Consider the following 18,442-nt stretch of genomic DNA (forward strand, 5'->3'; position numbering starts at 1 on the left):
AGAGTAAGTGTTTTCGATTTTTGTCCACCCCTTAAGAATGGTGGACCAAGATGATACACTTGTTTTTAGAACACACTGAACTGGATTAATAATGGATAAACTTTCAACAACTTATGCAGCGCATATAGCAACCTTACAGTCACGTACCAAAGATGTTTTAGCGCGTGAAGGACTTGATGGTCTGATCATTCACTCAGGTCAAGCAAAACGCCAATTCTTAGATGATATGGATTACCCATTTAAAGTAAATCCGCAGTTTAAAGCTTGGCTACCTGTGATTGATAATCCTCATTGCTGGTTAGTGGTAAACGGCGTTGATAAGCCAAAATTGATTTTCTACCGTCCTGTGGATTTCTGGCATAAAGTGCCTGATGAGCCAAGTGACTTCTGGGCTGAATACTTTGATATTTGTTTATTAAAATCTCCAGAGCAAGTTGAGCAATTATTGCCTTATGATAAAGAAGGTTTTGCTTATATTGGTGAGTATATTGAAGTAGCGAAAGCGTTAGGGTTTAACGCAATTAACCCAGAAGGCGTTTTAAACTACATTCACTACCACCGTGCTTATAAAACAGATTACGAGCTAGTTTGTTTACGCGAAGCAAACCGTTTAGCGGTTCTTGGTCATACAGCGGCACGCGACGCATTTTTTGCAGGTGGTTCTGAGTACGAAATTCAGCATGCGTATCTTGTGGCAACGCAACATACTGAAAACCAAATGCCTTACGGTAATATTGTTGCCCTTAACAAAAACTGCGCGATTTTACATTACACTCATTTAGATATTGCGAAGCCCGATCAGCATTTATCATTTTTGATTGATGCGGGTGCAAATTTCAATGGTTATGCGGCTGATATTACGCGTACTTATGACTTTAAACAGCAAGGTCAGTTTGCAGAGTTAGTGAGTGCGATGAATACGCACCAACAAGCATTATGTGAAGGGTTAAAGCCAGGCATCAAGTACGGTGAGCTTCATTTAGACTGCCATCAGCGAGTAGCGCAAGTTCTAAGTGACTTTAATATTGTTAACTTATCGGCTGATGCCATTGTTGAAAAAGGCATCACAAAGACCTTCTTCCCACATGGTTTAGGCCATCATTTAGGTTTACAAGTTCACGATATGGGTGGTTTTATGGCTGATGCTCGTGGTACGCACCAAGCGCCACCAGAGGGGCATCCGTTCTTACGTTGTACACGCTTAATTGAAGCGAACCAAGTGTTTACCATTGAACCAGGTCTGTACTTTATTGACTCACTGTTAGCCGACTTGGCGCAAACAGATAACAATCAGTATATCAATTGGAAAACAGTTGAGTCGTTTAAGCCATTTGGTGGTATTCGTATTGAAGATAATGTGATTGTGCACCAAGACCGCAATGAAAATATGACACGCGATTTAGGTTTAGCTTAATCTAATTAGCAAGTGATACACTTTAAGGAGCCATTCGGCTCCTTTTTATTTTGTAAGTTATGACTCAAGAATACCAGTACCCAGCAACACGAACCTTGTATCGTGAAGAAATTAAAAAAAGCACATTTATTGTGCATATTGCGCATACGCCAACTATTGCCGATGCGAAAGCGTTTATTAAAAGTATTAACCAAGAATACCCAGATGCGCGTCACAACTGTTGGGCACATGTAGCGGGCGAACCAGGCGGCAGCCATGTGTTGGGTTTTTCTGACGATGGTGAACCCAATGGTACGGCGGGCAAGCCAATGTTGAATGTGCTGATGGGCTCAGGCTTGGGTGAAATCACCGCTGTAATCACACGTTATTTTGGTGGTATTAAGCTAGGCACGGGTGGTCTGGTGCGGGCATATGGTGGTTCGCTTAATAATGCATTGAGTGATATTGAGTTGTTAACTCGCGTACCTATGGTGACGTTACTTGGCGAATCGAGTTATGCACTACAAGGCGTAATTGAACAGCACATTAATAGCCAGTTTAGTGGCAGTAATATTGAAAAAGAATTTTCCGCCATTATTGCATGGCAGATTGCGATAGATGAGCGAAATGCAGAGCAAGCAATAAAAGATATTTATGAAATATCCAATGGCGCTGTTGAGTTAAAAGTAAAACAGTAAGAGAATAGCTTAAAATAGCTCGTTTCTTACTCTTGCAATGCAATACAGAACAATAATTAAAATTTTAGGGCAGTTAGTTGCCTTATTCAGTATCACCATGATCCCGCCTGCGCTCGTTTCGCTTATCTATAAAGATGGTGGTGGTGTGCCGTTTGTTCTGGCATTTGTCTTTAGTATTATTATTGGCTTAATAGCCTACTACCCAAACCGCAAGCAAAGAGGGGACTTAAAAGCCCGTGAAGGCTTTTTAATCGTTGTTTTGTTTTGGTTAGTACTAGGCAGCTTTGGTTCGTTACCACTGATCTTTTTAGAAGAACCTAATCTATCTATAGCTGATTCGGTGTTTGAGTCATTCTCAGGCCTTACCACCACAGGGGCGACTGTTCTAACGGGTATTGAATATTTACCGAAAGCGATTTTATTCTATCGTCAGCAACTACAATGGCTCGGTGGTATGGGGATCATCGTACTTGCCGTTGCTGTACTGCCAATGCTTGGTGTGGGTGGCATGCAGCTTTACCGCGCTGAAACACCGGGACCTGTGAAAGACTCGAAAATGACCCCGCGCATTGCCGATACAGCAAAACACCTTTGGTACATTTATGTATCACTTACTGCAGCCTGTACTTTGGCGTATTGGGCGGCAGGGATGAATTGGTTTGATGCTATTTGCCATGCCTTTTCGACTATCGCGATAGGGGGGTTTTCTACCTATGATGCGTCAATTGGCCATTTTAATAGTCCACTAATTAATATTATTTGTGTGGTGTTTTTATTAATCGCTGCCGTGAACTTTTCACTGCATTATGCAGCCGTTGCTAATAAAAATTTTCGCGTTTATTGGCGTGACCCAGAGCTCAAAGTATTCCTATTTATTCAAACATGTTTAGTGCTTTTGTGTTTCTTTGTGCTTACTTCTGCGGGTATTTATACCTCGACCGATCAGGCATTTGACCAAGCACTTTTCCAAGCGGTTTCTATTAGTACTACGGCTGGTTTTGCCACCGATAGCTTCTCACAGTGGCCGCTGTTTTTACCAATTTTGCTCATCTTTTCGAGCTTTATTGGTGGTTGTGCAGGCTCAACAGGTGGCGGCATGAAAGTAGTGCGTGTATTCCTGCTGTACTTACAGGGTATTCGTGAATTAAACCGCTTGGTACACCCACGTGCAATTTACTCTATTAAGCTTGGGCGCAAAGCGTTACCTGATAAAGTAGTCGAAGCTGTATGGGGCTTTTTCTCAGCGTATGCTTTGGTGTTTGTCATCATTATGCTGTGTTTATTAGCAACGGGAATGGACAACATTACGGCATTCTCAGCAACTGCTGCATGCTTAAATAACTTAGGCCCCGGCTTAGGCGATGTAGCAGCGCATTTTGGTGATATCACCGATACAGCAAAATGGATTCTGACACTCGCTATGGTGTTTGGGCGACTCGAAATCTTCACATTACTCGTACTATTCACCCCAACATTTTGGCGTGGGTGAGCGCCGCTCGGGGGAAACGAAGTTTCCCTAGGTGCGAACGCTTTTCAGGGATGAAAAGCCGGAATATCGCTTCAAGGATGAATTAGTATATAGGTCGTCAATCCAGGCCGAGATGGATTAGATTACTGCGTAACGCACCGGACCCAGGTGTCAGGACGACTTAGTATATATATTGATGATTCCAAGCCTAACAAAGTTTCCCTAGGTGCGAACGCTTTTCAGGGATGAAAATTACTGATTAACATGCACGAAATTTCGCTTCAAGGAAGAATTTTGACGCACTTTCTAAGTGTCAGAATGATTACTTTAATTCTCTCAAACATAAAAAAGAGCACATTGAGCGCTCTTTGATTCTGGTTTAAAGATACTCTGTTAATTAACGCGGCTGAATAGTTAATGGCTCAAGTGTAATGGTTGCATTTGAGCTAGCGCCTTTATGATTTGAATAGCGTTGACCTTCAAATAAAGTGTAATACACATCCACATAGTCATCATCATTGGTAAACCATGAGTCAGGCATTGCAGCCAGTACTTTATTGGTTAACTGTGGAATGATGGCGTAGCCTTGTACTTCAGGGTCTGGAATCGCTTTAAGAATCTCGGTAGCAACATCAAGTAAGCGGCTCGCAAGTTCTTTGTAGTTAGTGTTGTCATCCTGCTCCATCATTAAAATATCAGCAGCTTGCCAGCGGTAGCGGTCCCAATAAATGATTATTTGATTTGGGTTGTAGGTAGTGCCATCGTAATCAAGATAAGGCATATCCACAATATCGAGCACTGGCTCATCACGAGAAGGGCTCACACCAGTAACAATGCTATACACTTCCGCTTTACCTGATACCCATGGCTCTTCATCATCTTGTAAATGAATGGATTTAAGCACTGAGGTTTGAATTGGATTCGTGGTTGATTGAGTTGTTGAATTCAATGCTAATTTGGGTTCGCTGCTAAATGGTTTTAGCGCTTTTTTTAGTACTGAAATCCCTTCCGATAACGCTTGTTTGTTGTCGAGCTCAACAATTAACACAGGGCGTTCAGGTAGCTTATTTACGGGTAAGTGATAGGTGTTACCTTGGGTATCAAATGCTTCAATAAATTGCCATGATTTCTCATTACCTGCTGGTGCCCATGCAAATAACGGTGTTTCAGACATTAACGAGTTAAGCATGCTTGAGTCAGCAACTCTTAGCTGGGTAATTGAGCTAGGGTTATGCGGTAGACCTTTTGCCGAGCGAATACGAGTTTCAACTTGTTTAAGCGCTTGAATCTCTTTGTTTGCTAACGACAGTTCTGAGGTCTCAATGGTTAAATCATAACTCGACGTTGATGCTAAAATGCTTGGTTTTAGTCTTGCATAGTTTTCAGCAAATGACAGTGCTAGAGCGCGTTTTTGCTCAGCGATTTGTACTGAACGCTCTTGACTTGTTGTTTCCATTGCTGCCGTGCTAACAAATGGTAGTGCGAGTGCACTCAGTAATAGCGATTTTATTTTTTTATTCATTCACTTGTCTCCAATAGTAGTATTACACATTCATGTGTACCTCTATTAGCTCCAAGTTAGAGTAAATAGTCAATAATGTAACGAAAGGTTAATAAATAAACAGAAATTATAATGAAATGCTTATAAATAAACCTTTGCAAGGAAGTGCCATTTTTACTTTAAATTTATAAGAAAATAGCACTTACTTGGAAGAGCTTTTCAACTACGTGAATTTGCTTTTTATCGATAAGGAACATTATGACGTGATCACCTGAAAGGATTACTGTGTCGTCATGGGCAATTACAACATCATCGTTTCGTACGATTGCACCAATGGTTGTGCCTGCTGGTAATTTAATGTCTTGAATCGCTCTGCCGACAACTTTAGAGGTGTTTTCATCACCATGAGCAACTGCTTCAATCGCTTCTGCAGCGCCTTTACGCAGCGAGTATACGTTAACAATATCGCCACGTCGGACGTGCGTTAGCAACGCTGAAATAGTTGCTTGTTGTGGAGAAATAGCAATATCAATTTCACCACCTTGTACTAGGTCAACGTATGCGCCACGTTGAATTAACACCATGGTTTTTTGTGCGCCCATGCGTTTTGCCAGCATGGCAGACATGATGTTTGCTTCATCGTCGTTAGTAACGGCAATAAACACATCAACTTGCTCGATATGTTCTTCTGATAACAGTTCTTGGTCTGATGCATCACCACAAAAAACCACGGTACGATCAAGCCTGCCTGATAAGTATTCTGCTCGTTCTGGGTTGCGTTCAATTAGCTTTACGCTGTGGCTTTTTTCTAGCGTACGGGCAAGGCCCGCGCCGATATTACCGCCACCCACAATCATTATTTTTTTGTACGATTGTTCAAGCTTTTGTAGTTCACTCATTACCGCGCGAATATGTTTTGTTGCCGCAACGAAAAAGATTTCGTCATCGGCTTCAATAACCGTTGTGCCCAATGGCTTGATTGGTCTACCTTTTCGGTAAATTGCAGCAACACGTGTTTCAACATTAGGGATGTGTTTTTTTAGTGCTGACAGTGCATACCCAACAAGTAAACCACCGTAATACGCTTTTACCGCTACCAGTGATAATTTACCTTCGGCAAATTGCAGCACTTGCAGTGCCCCTGGGTAGTCGATTAAGCGATGAATGTAGCGGGTCACCAATTGCTCTGGCGCAATGTAGTGATCAACCGGTAGGTCATGATTATGGAACAGTTGCTCTTTGTATTTGAGGTATTGCTCAGAGCGAATACGCGCTATTTTTGTTGGCGTATTAAAAATACTGTAAGCGATTTGACAGGCAATCATATTAACTTCGTCAGAGCTGGTAACGGCGATAATCATATCGGCATCTTCAGCACCTGCTTGGCGTAATATTTCAGGGTGGGCGCTGTGGCCTGATACGACTTGCAGGTCATATTTATCCTGTAATACGCGTAGCTTTTCTCGGTTAATATCTACCACGGTGATTTCGTTTTTCTCACCGACAAGGTTTTCTGCTAAGGTACCGCCAACTTGTCCGGCACCTAAAATGATAATTTTCATACTGTCAATCGCTTAGTTGGCGAGCTTCGCCTTAATTATAATTTTTCAATTTTTGCGTAGAAAAAGCCATCATGTTCATCTGGTAGTAATTGCCAGCCTGGTTGTTCGATGGTATCTGCTAAATTGAGTGCGATATGCTTAGCATCAGCATGCTGTGCTAAAAACTGTTTTATCTGGTCGGTATTTTCTTCCGGTAAAACAGAACATGTTGCATACACCAATGTGCCACCAGATTTTAATAATGGCCAGATTTGCTCAAGTATTTGCTTTTGTAGTTGTGCTAGCTGCTCAATATCAGATGCTCGGCGTAACCACTTAATATCAGGGTGACGACGAATTACACCGGTTGCAGAGCAGGGGACATCTAACAAAATACGATCAAATTGCTCGCCATTCCACCAGTCGTCGGGTTGACTGGCATCTGCACTAATTAGCTTCGCGCTTAGGCCTATACGTTCTAAGTTTTGTTGTACGCGCTCAAGACGGGTTGCGTCGTGGTCAAGAGCAGTAACATCACACTCCGCTAGCTCCAAAATATGGCATGTTTTACCACCAGGCGCTGCGCAAGCATCAAGAATTTTGTCGCCATCTTGTGGCTCGAGTAATCTTGCTGCAAGTTGCGCTGCACCATCTTGTACTGAGCTATGGCCAAGATCGAACCCTGGTAATTTAAACACATCTACTGCATTTTCAAGTACTAGCGCATCATCAAACTGTTCGACTAAATGTGCTTCAATATCTGCATCTTGCAATAGTTCTCGGTACTCTTTAGGCGAATGGTAGTTTCCATTAACGCGTAGCCACATTGGTGCTTGTACTTGGTTTGCTTCAACAATATCTTGCCAGTTATTTGGGTAAGCAGCTTTTAGCTTATTCAAGAACCAACCAGGGTGGTTGTATTTACAGGCGTCAATTTGGTCGGCTAAATTTTCCAGCTCGCTTTGGCGGCGCTGAAAGTTGCGCAGCACAGCGTTTACTAAGCCTTTAAGGCCTGGTGCACGCATTGTTTTAACCGCATTTACTGTTTCATCAAGTGCCGCATGTGCAGGAATACGCATGTGCTGAAGCTGATAAATACCGACATAAAGCAAAAATTGAAATGGACGTTGCTTGCCTTTCAATGGTTTTTCAAGCAAGTGAGAACAGTAGTTTTCTAAGCTTGGTAAGTAGCGTAATACGCCATAGCAAAGTTGCTGTAAAAGCGGGCGCTCTTTTGGCGGTAGTTTATCAGAATATCTTGGCAATACTTGTGACAGTGAATGGCCTTTATCAACTACTAGGTGCAGTGTTTCAGCTGCATAAGCGCGAACACTACTCATTGTTGCCACCTAAAGTTGAACCAACCGTAACCCAATCAGCACGACCATTTAAAAAATCTTGTGCCGACATTGGCTTTTTTCCTTGTGGTTGAAGCTGCGTGATCTTTAGCGCGCCTTCTGTGGTCGCAACGGTAATGCCTGTTTTATCAGCTGCTAATATTTCACCTGGATTACCAGCGTTTTCAACCAATTCAGCAGCATATATCTTTACTGTGTTTCCTTGCATTTGCGTAAAACAAATTGGCCACGGGTTAAATGCGCGTATATTACGTTCGATTTGTTGGGCAGGCGTTTGCCAATCGATATTCGCTTCTTCTTTGCTGAGCTTTTTCGCATAGTTGGCAAGCTCATCATTTTGCTTTTCAGGAGTTGCAGTGCCATCGGCAATTGTGGCTAACGTGTCGATGAGTGCTGTGGGACCTAGTTCAGCAAGCTTGGTATACAGGCTCGCACTTGTATCTGTCGCCTCAATAGGACAGGTGGCAATGGAAATCATATCGCCAGTATCCAAACCTTCATCCATTTGCATAATGGTTACACCTGTTTCGGCATCACCAGCCCAAATTGCGCGTTGAATCGGTGCAGCACCACGCCAGCGAGGTAAAATTGAACCATGCACATTGATACAGCCTAGTTTAGGTGTTTCCAAAACTGCTTTTGGTAATAGTAGGCCATACGCAACCACTACCATAATATCCGCATTCAAATCAGCTAACTGCTGCTTGGCATCGTCTGACTTAAAATTCTCTGGCTGGTACACTGGAATATCATGCGTTAAAGCCAGTTGTTTTACTTCACTTGCTTTTAGCTTTTTTCCGCGTCCAGCAGGGCGGTCTGCTCGACTGTAAACGGCGATCACATCATGGTGCGATTTTATTAAAGTATCGAGGTGCTGCGCGGCAAAATCAGGGGTACCCGCAAATACAATTTTTAAAGGCTTGCTCAAGTTTTAACTCCAGGTAGGTTAGCCAGCACGTGCTGCTAATTTTGCTTCTTTTTCTAGTTTTTTACGAATACGTTGACGTTTTAAAGGTGAAAGGTAATCGATGAACAGTACGCCTTTTAGGTGGTCTAATTCATGTTGAATACATACAGCTAGCAAGCCATCAGCATCTTTTTCATATTGGTTGCCATTCTCATCAAATGCTTTAATTGTAACCGTTTCTGCGCGGTCTACTTTTGCGTAAGAACCAGGTACTGACAAACAGCCTTCTTCGCTAATTGTACAGCCATCTTTTTTGATGATTTCTGGATTAATGAGCACCAAAGGTTCATCGCCTTCTTCTGATACATCAATAACAACGATGCGCTGGTGGATGTCAACTTGCGTTGCGGCTAAACCAATGCCGTTTTCGTCATACATGGTTTCAAGCATGTCTGATACAATTTTCTTAGTATCATCATTAATTTGCGCAACTTCTTGTGCGACTGTGCGTAATCTCTCGTCTGGAAAGCGTAAAACTTCTAAAATAGCCATATTTACCTTAATTTTAACTATGCGAAAATCATCAAATTATGATATGTTTTTATTTTAGCCATTTGTCTTCACCTTTTACAGGTTTAAGTAAATAATAATAAAAAACAGCTCAAGGAAGCTAGTTATGGTCAAAAAGCTGACAGCTGCGATAGTCGCATTAACTATGGCGTTTCCAACTCTTGCTGATGTGCTTCAGATCAGAAAGGACGCCCCGAAAGAATATGTTGTAGAAAAAGGCGATACCCTTTGGGATATCTCAGCCATTTATCTTGATCAGCCATGGTTATGGCCTGAGTTATGGCGCCTTAATCCACAAATTGATAACCCTCACCTTATCTACCCAGGTGATAAACTGTCATTGGTTTATGATTCACAGGGTCGTCCAATGCTTGTGATTAATCAAAAATTTAAGCGATTATCTCCTGGTGTTCGTAAAACTATGAAAAAAGGTGATGCTATTCCAACGTTACCTTTGGAAGTAATTCGTCCTTTCTTAACCTATGAGCAAGCGTTAGATGAAGAAAATATCGACGCAAGACCAGTTGTTTTAGGTGCAAATCATAGCGTTAATAATATTAAGACAGACCATATTATTTACGTTAAAGGTAATTTAGAGCGTTCCCAGTACTACGGTATTTATCGTCAAGGTGATCCTTATATCGATCCAGATACAGATGAATTGTTGGGCCATGAAGCTATTTTAGTGGGTACAGGCCGTGCATTTAGGACCGGTGATGAGGCTAATACAGTACCAGCGTCTGTACGAGTGAAAGATGCGAAACGAGAAATTCGCCAAGGTGACTTCTTAATGCCAGCGTTAGAAGGGCAAACCTTGCCAGCCTTCTTTATGATGCAGCGACCTGAATCAGCATTATCAGGAACAATTATTGATACATCTTCTAAACTTAGAGAGTTTGGAGTTATGGATGTTGTTGTAATAAATAAGGGTCAAAGAGATGCCCTTAAAACTGGCCATATATTGGACATCCGTAGAGCATCACCTACAGTTGTAGTAGGTAAAGATGGACCTAAATATAAAGATGCTGCTTCTCGTTATGAGCGTACAATGAGTCATTTTGGTGATGGTGAAGATAGCCGCGAATGGAAAATGCCTAAAGAGAAAGTTGGTGAGCTGATGGTTTTTAAAGTTTACGATAAAGTAAGTTATGCCATTGTGACCAAAACTTTAGAGCCTGTTCGTGTTGGTGACACTATTCATGTAAATAACTAAATGTTACGTGGCGCGTCTTCTAAGGAGGGAAGATGCAAAGAAATATACGAAGCGAGCTTGAATATTGGCTCGCTTTTTATTTGATTAAAGGAATAGGCTTTCAAACTGCTAAGCAGTTACTAACGCATACAAGCTTCGAGGCGCTTTTCTCTCGCTCGTGTAACGAGCTATGCGAATTAGGGCTTAAACCTTCAGTAACCAACGCAATTAAGACTTTTGAATGGCAGCAAGTTGATTCAATTATTCAAGAATGCAAAGCGTTGAACATTCAAATTATCCATTTATCTCATTCTGATTATCCCGCATTACTAAAAGAAATTCCCGCTCCACCCTTGGTGCTTTTTTGTAAAGGTGATATCCAATTACTTGACTCACCTAAGCTGGCGATTGTTGGTTCTAGAAATGCAACTGAAACCGGCAGGCAAGTCAGTTTTGATATAGCACATAGTCTTGCGATTAATGAATTTTGTGTTGTTTCTGGTATGGCCCGAGGCATTGATAGTTGTGCGCACCGAGGCGCATTGCAAGCAAATGGTAAAACTATTGCAGTACTCGGTACTGGCGTTGACCTATGCTACCCCAAACGTGCAAGCAAATTGTATGAGAGCATTTCAGAGCATGGCTTATTAATTTCAGAGTATAAACCTGGAACCCTTGCACAAGCTGCAAACTTTCCACGTAGAAATCGCATTATTTCTGGGCTTTCTATGGGAGCCATTGTAGTTGAAGCAGAGCAAAAAAGCGGTTCACTGATTACCGCCAAGTATGCGCTAGAGCAAAATCGGGAAGTCTTTGCTGTACCAGGTTCTGTGTATAACGAATTAGCAAAAGGGTGCCATGCATTAATAAAACAAGGCGCTAAATTAATAGAGAATTGCGATGATATTTTTTCAGAATTAAGCGTTTTACCAAAAAGTTGTCTATATAAAGTAGATGAGACTGAAAAAAATGTGATTTCAGATTCTGTTTTAGAGCACCTAACTTTTGAAGTGACGTCAGTAGATAAATTACAACAACTTTCAGGGATTCAAATGGATGAATTGCTATCCCGATTATTAGATCTAGAGCTATCTGGTCAAGTTGTTCGTGTACTAGATGGTTACACCCGAATAGGGAGGAATTGAAATGTTTGATATCCTCATGTACTTGTTTGAGAACTATATTCACAGTGAAACAGAAATTTTCGTTGAACAAAGTGAATTAACAGATGAATTATTACGAGCCGGGTTTAATCATCGAGAAATTTATAAAGCACTCGATTGGCTTGAACAGTTAGCAGATCTACAACACAGCGATGAATGCCCTTATTTAAATCGCGTGCCTGGCAAGTCAGTACGTATTTATACGCAACAAGAATGCGACAAACTGGATCTGACTTGTCGTGGCTTTTTAATGTTTTTGGAGCAAATTTCGGTTATCGACACAACCACGCGTGAGATGGTGATCGATCGTATTTTTGCGCTTGATAAAGAAATTATCGAGTTAGATGATTTAAAGTGGGTTGTGCTAATGGTGTTATTTAACGTGCCGGGTAAAGAAATTGCCTATGCGCAAATGGAAGACCTACTGTTTGAAGAGCAAAACGGTACCATTCACTAGCGAGAATGTTTAAATTTGCATCTTGCCAAGGCTTGCATGGTATAATTCTGCGAAAATTACGCCTGCGTTTTGACAATTATGAGCAAAATTGATCATTCTTTATTTTCTGTTCACGAACATGCTTTAGAAAAAGAGCATGAAGTGTGTCCGAAGTGTGGCTCTGAAACGAGTGTGAAGCATAGTAAAAAAGGTGCGTTTGTCGGATGCAATAACTATCCTAATTGTGATTATACTCGCCCATTAGTTGAGCACTATGAAACACTTCTTAAAGTGCTTGATGACAGCGAATGTCCTCTTTGTGAATCGCCTTTAGCAGTAAAAAATGGCCGCTTTGGCATGTTTATTGGCTGCACTAACTTCCCTGAGTGCCATTATGTCGCACAAGAAGAATCTAAAGAGTCATTATCTACTTGTCCTAGCTGCAATAAGTCTGAGCTAGTTGAACGCAGCAATAAATCGGGTAAAACATTTTACTCCTGTGGGGGGTACCCCAAATGCAAATATATTTTAAATAATAAACCAGTTGCACAATCGTGCCCTGAATGTGGTTGGCAAGTGATGGTTGAGAAAAAAACAGCAAAAGGCTTAATGTTACAGTGCCCACAAAAGCATTGTAACCACAAAGTCTCGTTATGAATTGGAGTGAGTTGTGAGTAACGAGTTATTAGAAAACCCAATTGTATCCGCACTTAAAAGTGACGGTGTAATTGTTTACCCTACGGAAGCCGTTTTCGGTTTAGGTTGTGATCCTGACAGCGAAACTGCGGTAATGAAGCTATTAGATATAAAACAACGTCCAGTAGAAAAAGGGTTAATCCTCATCGCAGATAACTATGGCCAACTGTTAGAGTATGTCGATGATGCTAAAATACCCATGGATAAACGCGCTGATATATTTTCGTCGTGGCCAGCAGCTGTAACTTGGGTAATGCCAGCTAAAAAAAGTACACCAAAATGGCTAACGGGGCAGTTTGATACAATCGCTGTTCGGGTTACAGCTCATCCAGTAGTAAAACAGTTATGCCAAGAGTTTGGTAAACCATTAGTATCAACAAGCGCGAATCTAACGGGGCAAGATCCTGTTTTAACATTAAAAGAAGCAAAAAGTGCATTTGGCGATAAAGTATCAGCTTATGTTGAAGGTGCACTTGGTGGCAACACCAAACCAAGCCAGATTAAAGATGCATTTACAGGTCAGTTGTTTAGAGAGTAATTATGTCGCACGTTAACTTAGAAGTAGTAAAAGAGTTTTTATTGGCCTTACAAGACAAAATTTGTAATGCCTTAGAGCAAGCTGATGGTAGCGCTAAATTTGTCGAAGACGCTTGGCAACGTGAGGAAGGCGGTGGTGGCCGCACACGAGTGATCAAAGATGGTGCGGTAATAGAGCAAGGTGGAGTCAATTTCTCCCATGTGTATGGTGAATCAATGCCTGCTTCTGCTACTGCACATCGCCCAGAACTTGCTGGTCGAAGTTTTCATGCATGCGGTGTATCGTTAGTTATTCACCCAAAAAACCCTCATGTACCCACATCACATGCCAATGTTCGTTTCTTTATTGCTGAAAAAGAAGGTGAAGACCCAATTTGGTGGTTTGGTGGTGGTTTTGACTTAACACCTTTTTACCCTGTGCTTGAAGACGTAAAACATTGGCACCAAGAAGCCTGTAAATTATGTCTGCCATTTGGTGAAACCGTTTATGATGACTACAAAAAATGGTGCGACGAATACTTTTACTTAAAGCACCGCGATGAGACCCGTGGCGTAGGCGGTTTATTTTTTGATGATTTAAATGAGTGGGGCTTTGATCGTTGCTTTGCCTTTATGCGTGCTGTCGGTAATGGTTACCTAGACGCATACCTACCAATTATAGAAAAACGTAAAGACTTCCCATACACTGAACAACAACGTGAATTCCAGCTCTACCGCCGTGGTCGTTATGTGGAATTTAATTTGGTATGGGATAGAGGCACACTATTTGGTTTGCAAACAGGTGGACGTACTGAATCCATTTTAATGTCAATGCCGCCGCTTGCGCGTTGGGAGTATGATTTTAAACCTGAACCAAATAGCTTAGAAGCCAACCTCTACGAGAATTACTTGTCGCCAAAGGATTGGTTGCAAATTTAATAATAACCTCATAATTTCATATAAAAATAAGAGGTTAATAAAAAGCCGCAATTTTGCGGCTTTTTTGTGCTTATAATTTAAATTTACGTACTTGCTGATCAAGCTCTCTTGCCAGCGACAATAAGCTTTCACTAACTTGCTTACTTTCATGGGCATCCACAAGCGAGGTCTCTGCGTTATCACTTATTGCAATCACACTCTGATTAATTTCTTCTGCCGCTAGGTTTTGCTGCTCTGTGGCATCGGCAATTTGTGTATTGAGTTGGTTTATTTCTTTCATGTGCTCTGAAATATCTTTTAGCGCCAACGCTACTTTTTTCACTTGCTCTGCTCGCTGATCCGCATCTTCACTAGAGCGATTCATGGTATTTACAGTGTCTAACGCTTCAGATTGTAAATTCTCAATGGTGCGCTTTATTTCATCGGTTGAGTCATGGGTACGATTTGCGAGTGTGCGTACTTCATCAGCAACAACGGCAAAGCCTCTGCCAGCTTCACCTGCCCGTGCAGCTTCAATAGCTGCATTAAGCGCGAGTAGGTTAGTTTGTTCTGCAATGTTACTGATCACTTCCAGTACTTTGCCAACTTCTAATGTTCGGTTTTGTAGCTCACTGACTTGTTTTGCTGCAGTGCGCACTTCTAATGCAAGGCCGTTAATGCTCTCTTCTGTGCTTTCAGCAATTTCTAAACTGCTTTCAGCAAGGTGATTACTGGTATCTGAACGCTCCGATGCAAAATGCGTGGTGTTGCGTACTTCAGAAGACGAAGATTCTAACTCGTTAATTGCAGCGGCAACTGAGTCAGTGCCTTGCTTTTGCTGGTTAATTGCCTGCTCTGTTGTTTCTGCCGATGCATAAATCTTTTCAGCGCTGTGAATAAGCACCTTGGACGATTCTGATAACTGACTAATATTTCCTTTAAATGCAGCCATCATTAAATTAAAGTTATTTGCTAAACGTCCAAGTTCATCATTGGTTTTATCTTCCACATGAATGGTTAAATCGTTATTTTGCGATGCTAAGCGCATTGACTTGCCAATTACACGAAGACGCTCAATTAAGAACTTTCTAAATAACCAGCCAAGTGTAGCAAAGGTAATAACAAATATTGTTGTCAGAATAGCAAAGCTAATCCATGAATTACGAGTGACTGCCGCATCTACCTTATCAAGCGAGTAACTGATCTTCACCGCACCGAGTATTTCGCCTTCAGTGGCTTGATGGCAACCTAAACAATTGGTGCTGCGATAATTTTCACTGGCAACAACTGGTTTTAAGTATGTAATTAAATTACTGCCGTCTTCGCTTTTGCTAAAGTGGATTTGTTCAGTGCCATTTAAAGCTTCGGCTTCTTGTTGGTTTTGTGGTGCTTGATTTGCTTCGCCGGGGCCAAAAAATTTATTTATTTTGTCTCCGCGAATAATATGAATATCTTTTATCTGTTCTTCACTGAGTATTTTTTGACGCAGAATTTCACGGTTTGCCATAGTGCCGGTAAGCATCATGGTGTTTATAGAGTCAAAATAATTGTCGGCAAGTATTTTTATGTTTTGCTCAATAGTTTGATGAGCAAGTTCGCTTTGCTGTTTTTGCCCAGTAAGCAAGCTAGCAACAAGTACCAAAATACCCGTAACCGTAAGTAATGCAAAAATTTTGTGTTGAATAGAGTGGTGACGCATAACAGTTTTCTCAAGCACTAAGTAAACTGAGTATGCGCAATTATCAACGAAGCTGCATTGATTTAACGCAATCTAATGACGAGTGCTAACGTCCCTGATTAATCATATGTGTCGCAAGTTGCGCCAGTGATTGTTTAAGCCCTTCGCGTAATACCGGGTTATCAACCTCAATATCAAGTGCTTTGTTCATACAAAACATCCATTGGTTTCGCAAGTCTTGATCAATAGGAAAGGGCATATGACGCTTTCGCAACATAGGGTGCCCGTATTTCTCTACGAATAAATCAGGTCCACCAAGCCAACCTGATAAAAACTCGAAAAATACTTGTCTAATTCTATCTAAAGGTTGAGGATGCATATCATATAATGGTTTTGCGTATTCCTCTTCAGCCATAATGTCGTAAAATCGATTAGCAAGCGCGCGGGCACCCTGTTCTTGTCCTATTAATTCATAAGGTGTTTTTTCAGGAGAGGGGGATTGATGAGATTCATCTTGTTTTTGTGTCGTGCCAAACATACGTCTTAAAATTTGTTTCATAACTCTAACTCAATGCGAGAAAACTAATGGATAAATACGCGGTATTCGGTAATCCGATAGAGCATTCAAAATCACCGAAAATTCACAGTGAGTTTGCCAGCCAACTAAATCAGCAAATCGAATACAGCGCAATCTTAGCACCGATTGACGGCTTTAAGGAATCGGTAGAGCGGTTTGTCGCACGTGGTGGTAAGGGAGCAAATGTAACTGTGCCATTCAAAGAGCAAGCATTTGCGTTAGTAGATGAGCTTTCGGAAAGAGCTAAATGTGCGGGCGCAGTAAATACAATTAAAGTTAACTCAGATGGTTCGCTGTTGGGTGATAACACTGATGGTATTGGTTTAGTAAACGACATTTTAAGTAATAACTTTACGCTGCAATCAAAGCGAGTATTGGTAATTGGTGCAGGCGGTGCAGCAAGAGGTGCATTGCTACCTCTATTACAACAACATCCAGCTAAGCTAACAGTAATAAATAGAACAAAAGCGAAAGCGCAAACCTTAAGAGACGAATTTGCGAAATATGGTGATATCGATGCCTATGGCTTCGAGCACGAATCTGACATTGACTACGATATTGTAATCAACTCTACTTCAGCAAGTATAACAGGTGATGTGCCGCCAATTTCTAAGCGTTTTGTTGCCCAGTGTGAACTGGCATATGACATGTTTTATAGCCAACAACGCACATCATTTAATGATTGGGTTAACAGTATAAACCCAAACGCAACAACACTAGATGGTTCGGGCATGCTGGTGGGACAAGCCGCTGAGGCATTTTTTGTGTGGCGAGGTGTTAAGCCGTTAACCGATAATGTGATTGAAAAGCTAAAGTCAGGAATTTTGTAATGAACCAGTCTATTTTATTTGTCGACCGCGTTGAATACATAGAAGATGCAAAACGTATAAACTTCTTTGCACAAGTAAATGGGCAATTGATTACCTGCTTTTATTTAACTAAGCAATCTAAAGAAAGTGCTATAAAAGAATTTGAAAGTAAAAAGTTCGACTATGAAGATACTGCAGAAAGTGCAATTGAAGACGAACTATACAATGATCAAGGTGAGATTGAAGTAGAAGAGCTATTATAGCTCTTCTAGGTATTCATTCTTTAATATAACGTAGTTATCAGCAGATACTTTAAGGAAAGCTATTTCTGCTTCAGTTAGCTTTCGGGCTTGTTTAACTGGGCTACCTACATATAAATAACCTGACTCTAACGTTTTATTCGGTGGAACCAATGATCCGCCACCAATAATGACATCATCTTGTACCACCGCGTTATCCATTATAATTGCGCCCATACCAACTAAGATACGGTTTCCAAGTACACAACCATGCAGCATTGCTTTGTGACCAATGGTGACGTCGTCGCCAATAATTAACGGATAGCCATTTGGCACTGCATTACTTTTACGCGTTACATGAAGCACCGAACCATCTTGTATATTTGTACGTTCGCCAATCTTTATATAGTTAACATCACCACGTGCAGCAACTAAAGGCCAAATACTTGAATCGGCGCCAACTTCAATTTGACCAACTAATACAGCCGATTCGTCTATATAGGTATTTAAGTTGATTTTTGGCTCTACACCTTTATAGCTTCTAATTGTCATAACGGCTCCAATAAAATAGTTATAGAGCGTAAATTATAGATAAAAGTGTACTGATTGTTAATTTCTGGCCAGAAAATGTATGTTTTTAACGCTTATAGCTGGTATTTCAGGCAAACAGTAAAAAAATACAAACTTTCTTTAAAAAAGGGGTTGCGCTCAAATCAAATCTCTCTATAATGCGCCTCCACCAACACGGGGAACGACGCAGCATAGCAGCGAATCACGAGTTG

At 41.2% G+C, this 18,442-nt stretch carries 19 protein-coding genes; 11 read left to right on the forward strand and 8 right to left on the reverse strand.

Features of this window, described 5'->3' with window-relative positions:
* Positions 1-91 precede the first annotated feature (91 nt).
* From pepQ to AN214_RS08925, 3 genes are read left to right on the forward strand one after another with little or no spacing between them, the layout of a single operon-like run.
* On the forward strand, positions 92-1,414 hold the full coding sequence (gene pepQ, locus AN214_RS08915; protein ID WP_054979408.1) for a Xaa-Pro dipeptidase: 1,323 nt from the start codon (positions 92-94) through the stop codon (positions 1,412-1,414).
* 59 nt (positions 1,415-1,473) lie between these two features.
* Positions 1,474-2,091 carry a YigZ family protein gene (locus tag AN214_RS08920; RefSeq protein ID WP_054979409.1) on the forward strand — a complete coding sequence of 206 codons (618 nt, stop codon included), beginning with the start codon at positions 1,474-1,476 and terminating at the stop codon, positions 2,089-2,091.
* 37 nt (positions 2,092-2,128) lie between these two features.
* Positions 2,129-3,580: a TrkH family potassium uptake protein gene (locus AN214_RS08925; RefSeq protein WP_010561297.1), complete on the forward strand. Its 1,452-nt coding sequence runs from the start codon at positions 2,129-2,131 to the stop codon at positions 3,578-3,580.
* A gap of 376 nt (positions 3,581-3,956) precedes the next feature.
* Here AN214_RS08925 and AN214_RS08930 read toward each other — a convergent pair whose 3' ends face one another.
* The 5 genes from AN214_RS08930 to def all read right to left on the reverse strand — a co-directional run bounded on the left by AN214_RS08930 (position 3,957) and on the right by def (position 9,418).
* Positions 3,957-5,081, reverse strand: coding sequence for a DUF3103 family protein (locus AN214_RS08930; protein WP_054979410.1), 1,125 nt, complete (start codon positions 5,079-5,081; stop codon positions 3,957-3,959).
* A 164-nt stretch (positions 5,082-5,245) separates the two neighbouring features.
* Complete coding sequence (gene trkA / locus AN214_RS08935) at positions 5,246-6,622, reverse strand: Trk system potassium transporter TrkA (RefSeq protein WP_054979411.1); 1,377 nt, start codon at positions 6,620-6,622, stop codon at positions 5,246-5,248.
* A 35-nt stretch (positions 6,623-6,657) separates the two neighbouring features.
* On the reverse strand, positions 6,658-7,950 hold the full coding sequence (rsmB, locus tag AN214_RS08940) for a 16S rRNA (cytosine(967)-C(5))-methyltransferase RsmB (RefSeq protein WP_054979412.1): 1,293 nt from the start codon (positions 7,948-7,950) through the stop codon (positions 6,658-6,660).
* Complete coding sequence (gene fmt, locus AN214_RS08945) at positions 7,934-8,887, reverse strand: methionyl-tRNA formyltransferase (RefSeq protein ID WP_054979413.1); 954 nt, start codon at positions 8,885-8,887, stop codon at positions 7,934-7,936. Before fmt ends, rsmB begins: the two co-directional genes overlap by 17 nt.
* Positions 8,888-8,905: 18 nt before the next feature.
* Complete coding sequence (gene def, locus AN214_RS08950) at positions 8,906-9,418, reverse strand: peptide deformylase (protein WP_054979414.1); 513 nt, start codon at positions 9,416-9,418, stop codon at positions 8,906-8,908.
* A 124-nt stretch (positions 9,419-9,542) separates the two neighbouring features.
* On the opposite strand from def, the gene AN214_RS08955 reads away from it, so the two are divergent.
* From AN214_RS08955 to hemF, 6 genes are all read left to right on the forward strand, one after another.
* The gene (locus AN214_RS08955) at positions 9,543-10,649 is read left to right on the forward strand and encodes a LysM peptidoglycan-binding domain-containing protein (RefSeq protein WP_054979415.1); all 1,107 of its coding nucleotides are present in this window, start codon (positions 9,543-9,545) and stop codon (positions 10,647-10,649) included.
* A gap of 32 nt (positions 10,650-10,681) precedes the next feature.
* Positions 10,682-11,773 (forward strand): DNA-processing protein DprA, encoded by a 1,092-nt coding sequence (dprA, locus tag AN214_RS08960; RefSeq protein ID WP_054979416.1) that lies wholly within the window; start codon positions 10,682-10,684, stop codon positions 11,771-11,773.
* A 1-nt stretch (position 11,774) separates the two neighbouring features.
* Complete coding sequence (locus AN214_RS08965; RefSeq protein WP_010561289.1) at positions 11,775-12,248, forward strand: DUF494 family protein; 474 nt, start codon at positions 11,775-11,777, stop codon at positions 12,246-12,248.
* A 78-nt stretch (positions 12,249-12,326) separates the two neighbouring features.
* The gene (locus tag AN214_RS08970; protein WP_054979417.1) at positions 12,327-12,884 is read left to right on the forward strand and encodes a type I DNA topoisomerase; all 558 of its coding nucleotides are present in this window, start codon (positions 12,327-12,329) and stop codon (positions 12,882-12,884) included.
* 13 nt (positions 12,885-12,897) lie between these two features.
* A complete protein-coding gene (locus AN214_RS08975; protein WP_054979418.1) occupies positions 12,898-13,461 on the forward strand; it encodes a Sua5/YciO/YrdC/YwlC family protein in 564 nt (187 codons plus the stop codon).
* A gap of 2 nt (positions 13,462-13,463) precedes the next feature.
* On the forward strand, positions 13,464-14,378 hold the full coding sequence (hemF, locus tag AN214_RS08980) for an oxygen-dependent coproporphyrinogen oxidase (RefSeq protein ID WP_054979419.1): 915 nt from the start codon (positions 13,464-13,466) through the stop codon (positions 14,376-14,378).
* Between the two features lie 70 nt (positions 14,379-14,448).
* On the opposite strand, the gene AN214_RS08985 is transcribed toward hemF, so the two are convergent.
* Together AN214_RS08985 and AN214_RS08990 are read right to left on the reverse strand one after the other, a co-directional pair.
* On the reverse strand, positions 14,449-16,056 hold the full coding sequence (locus AN214_RS08985) for a methyl-accepting chemotaxis protein (RefSeq protein ID WP_054979420.1): 1,608 nt from the start codon (positions 16,054-16,056) through the stop codon (positions 14,449-14,451).
* 85 nt (positions 16,057-16,141) lie between these two features.
* Entirely contained in the window at positions 16,142-16,573 is a 432-nt protein-coding gene (locus AN214_RS08990; RefSeq protein ID WP_408002958.1) for a group II truncated hemoglobin, read from the reverse strand.
* A gap of 47 nt (positions 16,574-16,620) precedes the next feature.
* Between AN214_RS08990 and aroE the strand changes: the two genes are divergently transcribed.
* Both aroE and AN214_RS09000 read left to right on the forward strand, forming a co-directional pair.
* Positions 16,621-17,442: a shikimate dehydrogenase gene (gene aroE, locus AN214_RS08995; RefSeq protein ID WP_054979422.1), complete on the forward strand. Its 822-nt coding sequence runs from the start codon at positions 16,621-16,623 to the stop codon at positions 17,440-17,442.
* Complete coding sequence (locus AN214_RS09000; protein ID WP_054979423.1) at positions 17,442-17,684, forward strand: DUF1488 domain-containing protein; 243 nt, start codon at positions 17,442-17,444, stop codon at positions 17,682-17,684. The genes aroE and AN214_RS09000 overlap by 1 nt, the downstream gene beginning before the upstream one ends.
* On the opposite strand, the gene AN214_RS09005 is transcribed toward AN214_RS09000, so the two are convergent.
* Positions 17,679-18,212 carry a gamma carbonic anhydrase family protein gene (locus AN214_RS09005; RefSeq protein WP_054979424.1) on the reverse strand — a complete coding sequence of 178 codons (534 nt, stop codon included), beginning with the start codon at positions 18,210-18,212 and terminating at the stop codon, positions 17,679-17,681. The two genes, AN214_RS09000 and AN214_RS09005, sit on opposite strands and share 6 nt — an antisense overlap.
* Between the last annotated feature and the right edge of the window lie 230 nt (positions 18,213-18,442).

Source organism: Pseudoalteromonas sp. P1-9 (assembly GCF_001399975.1).
In the GTDB taxonomy this organism is placed as follows: Bacteria; Pseudomonadota; Gammaproteobacteria; order Enterobacterales; family Alteromonadaceae; genus Pseudoalteromonas.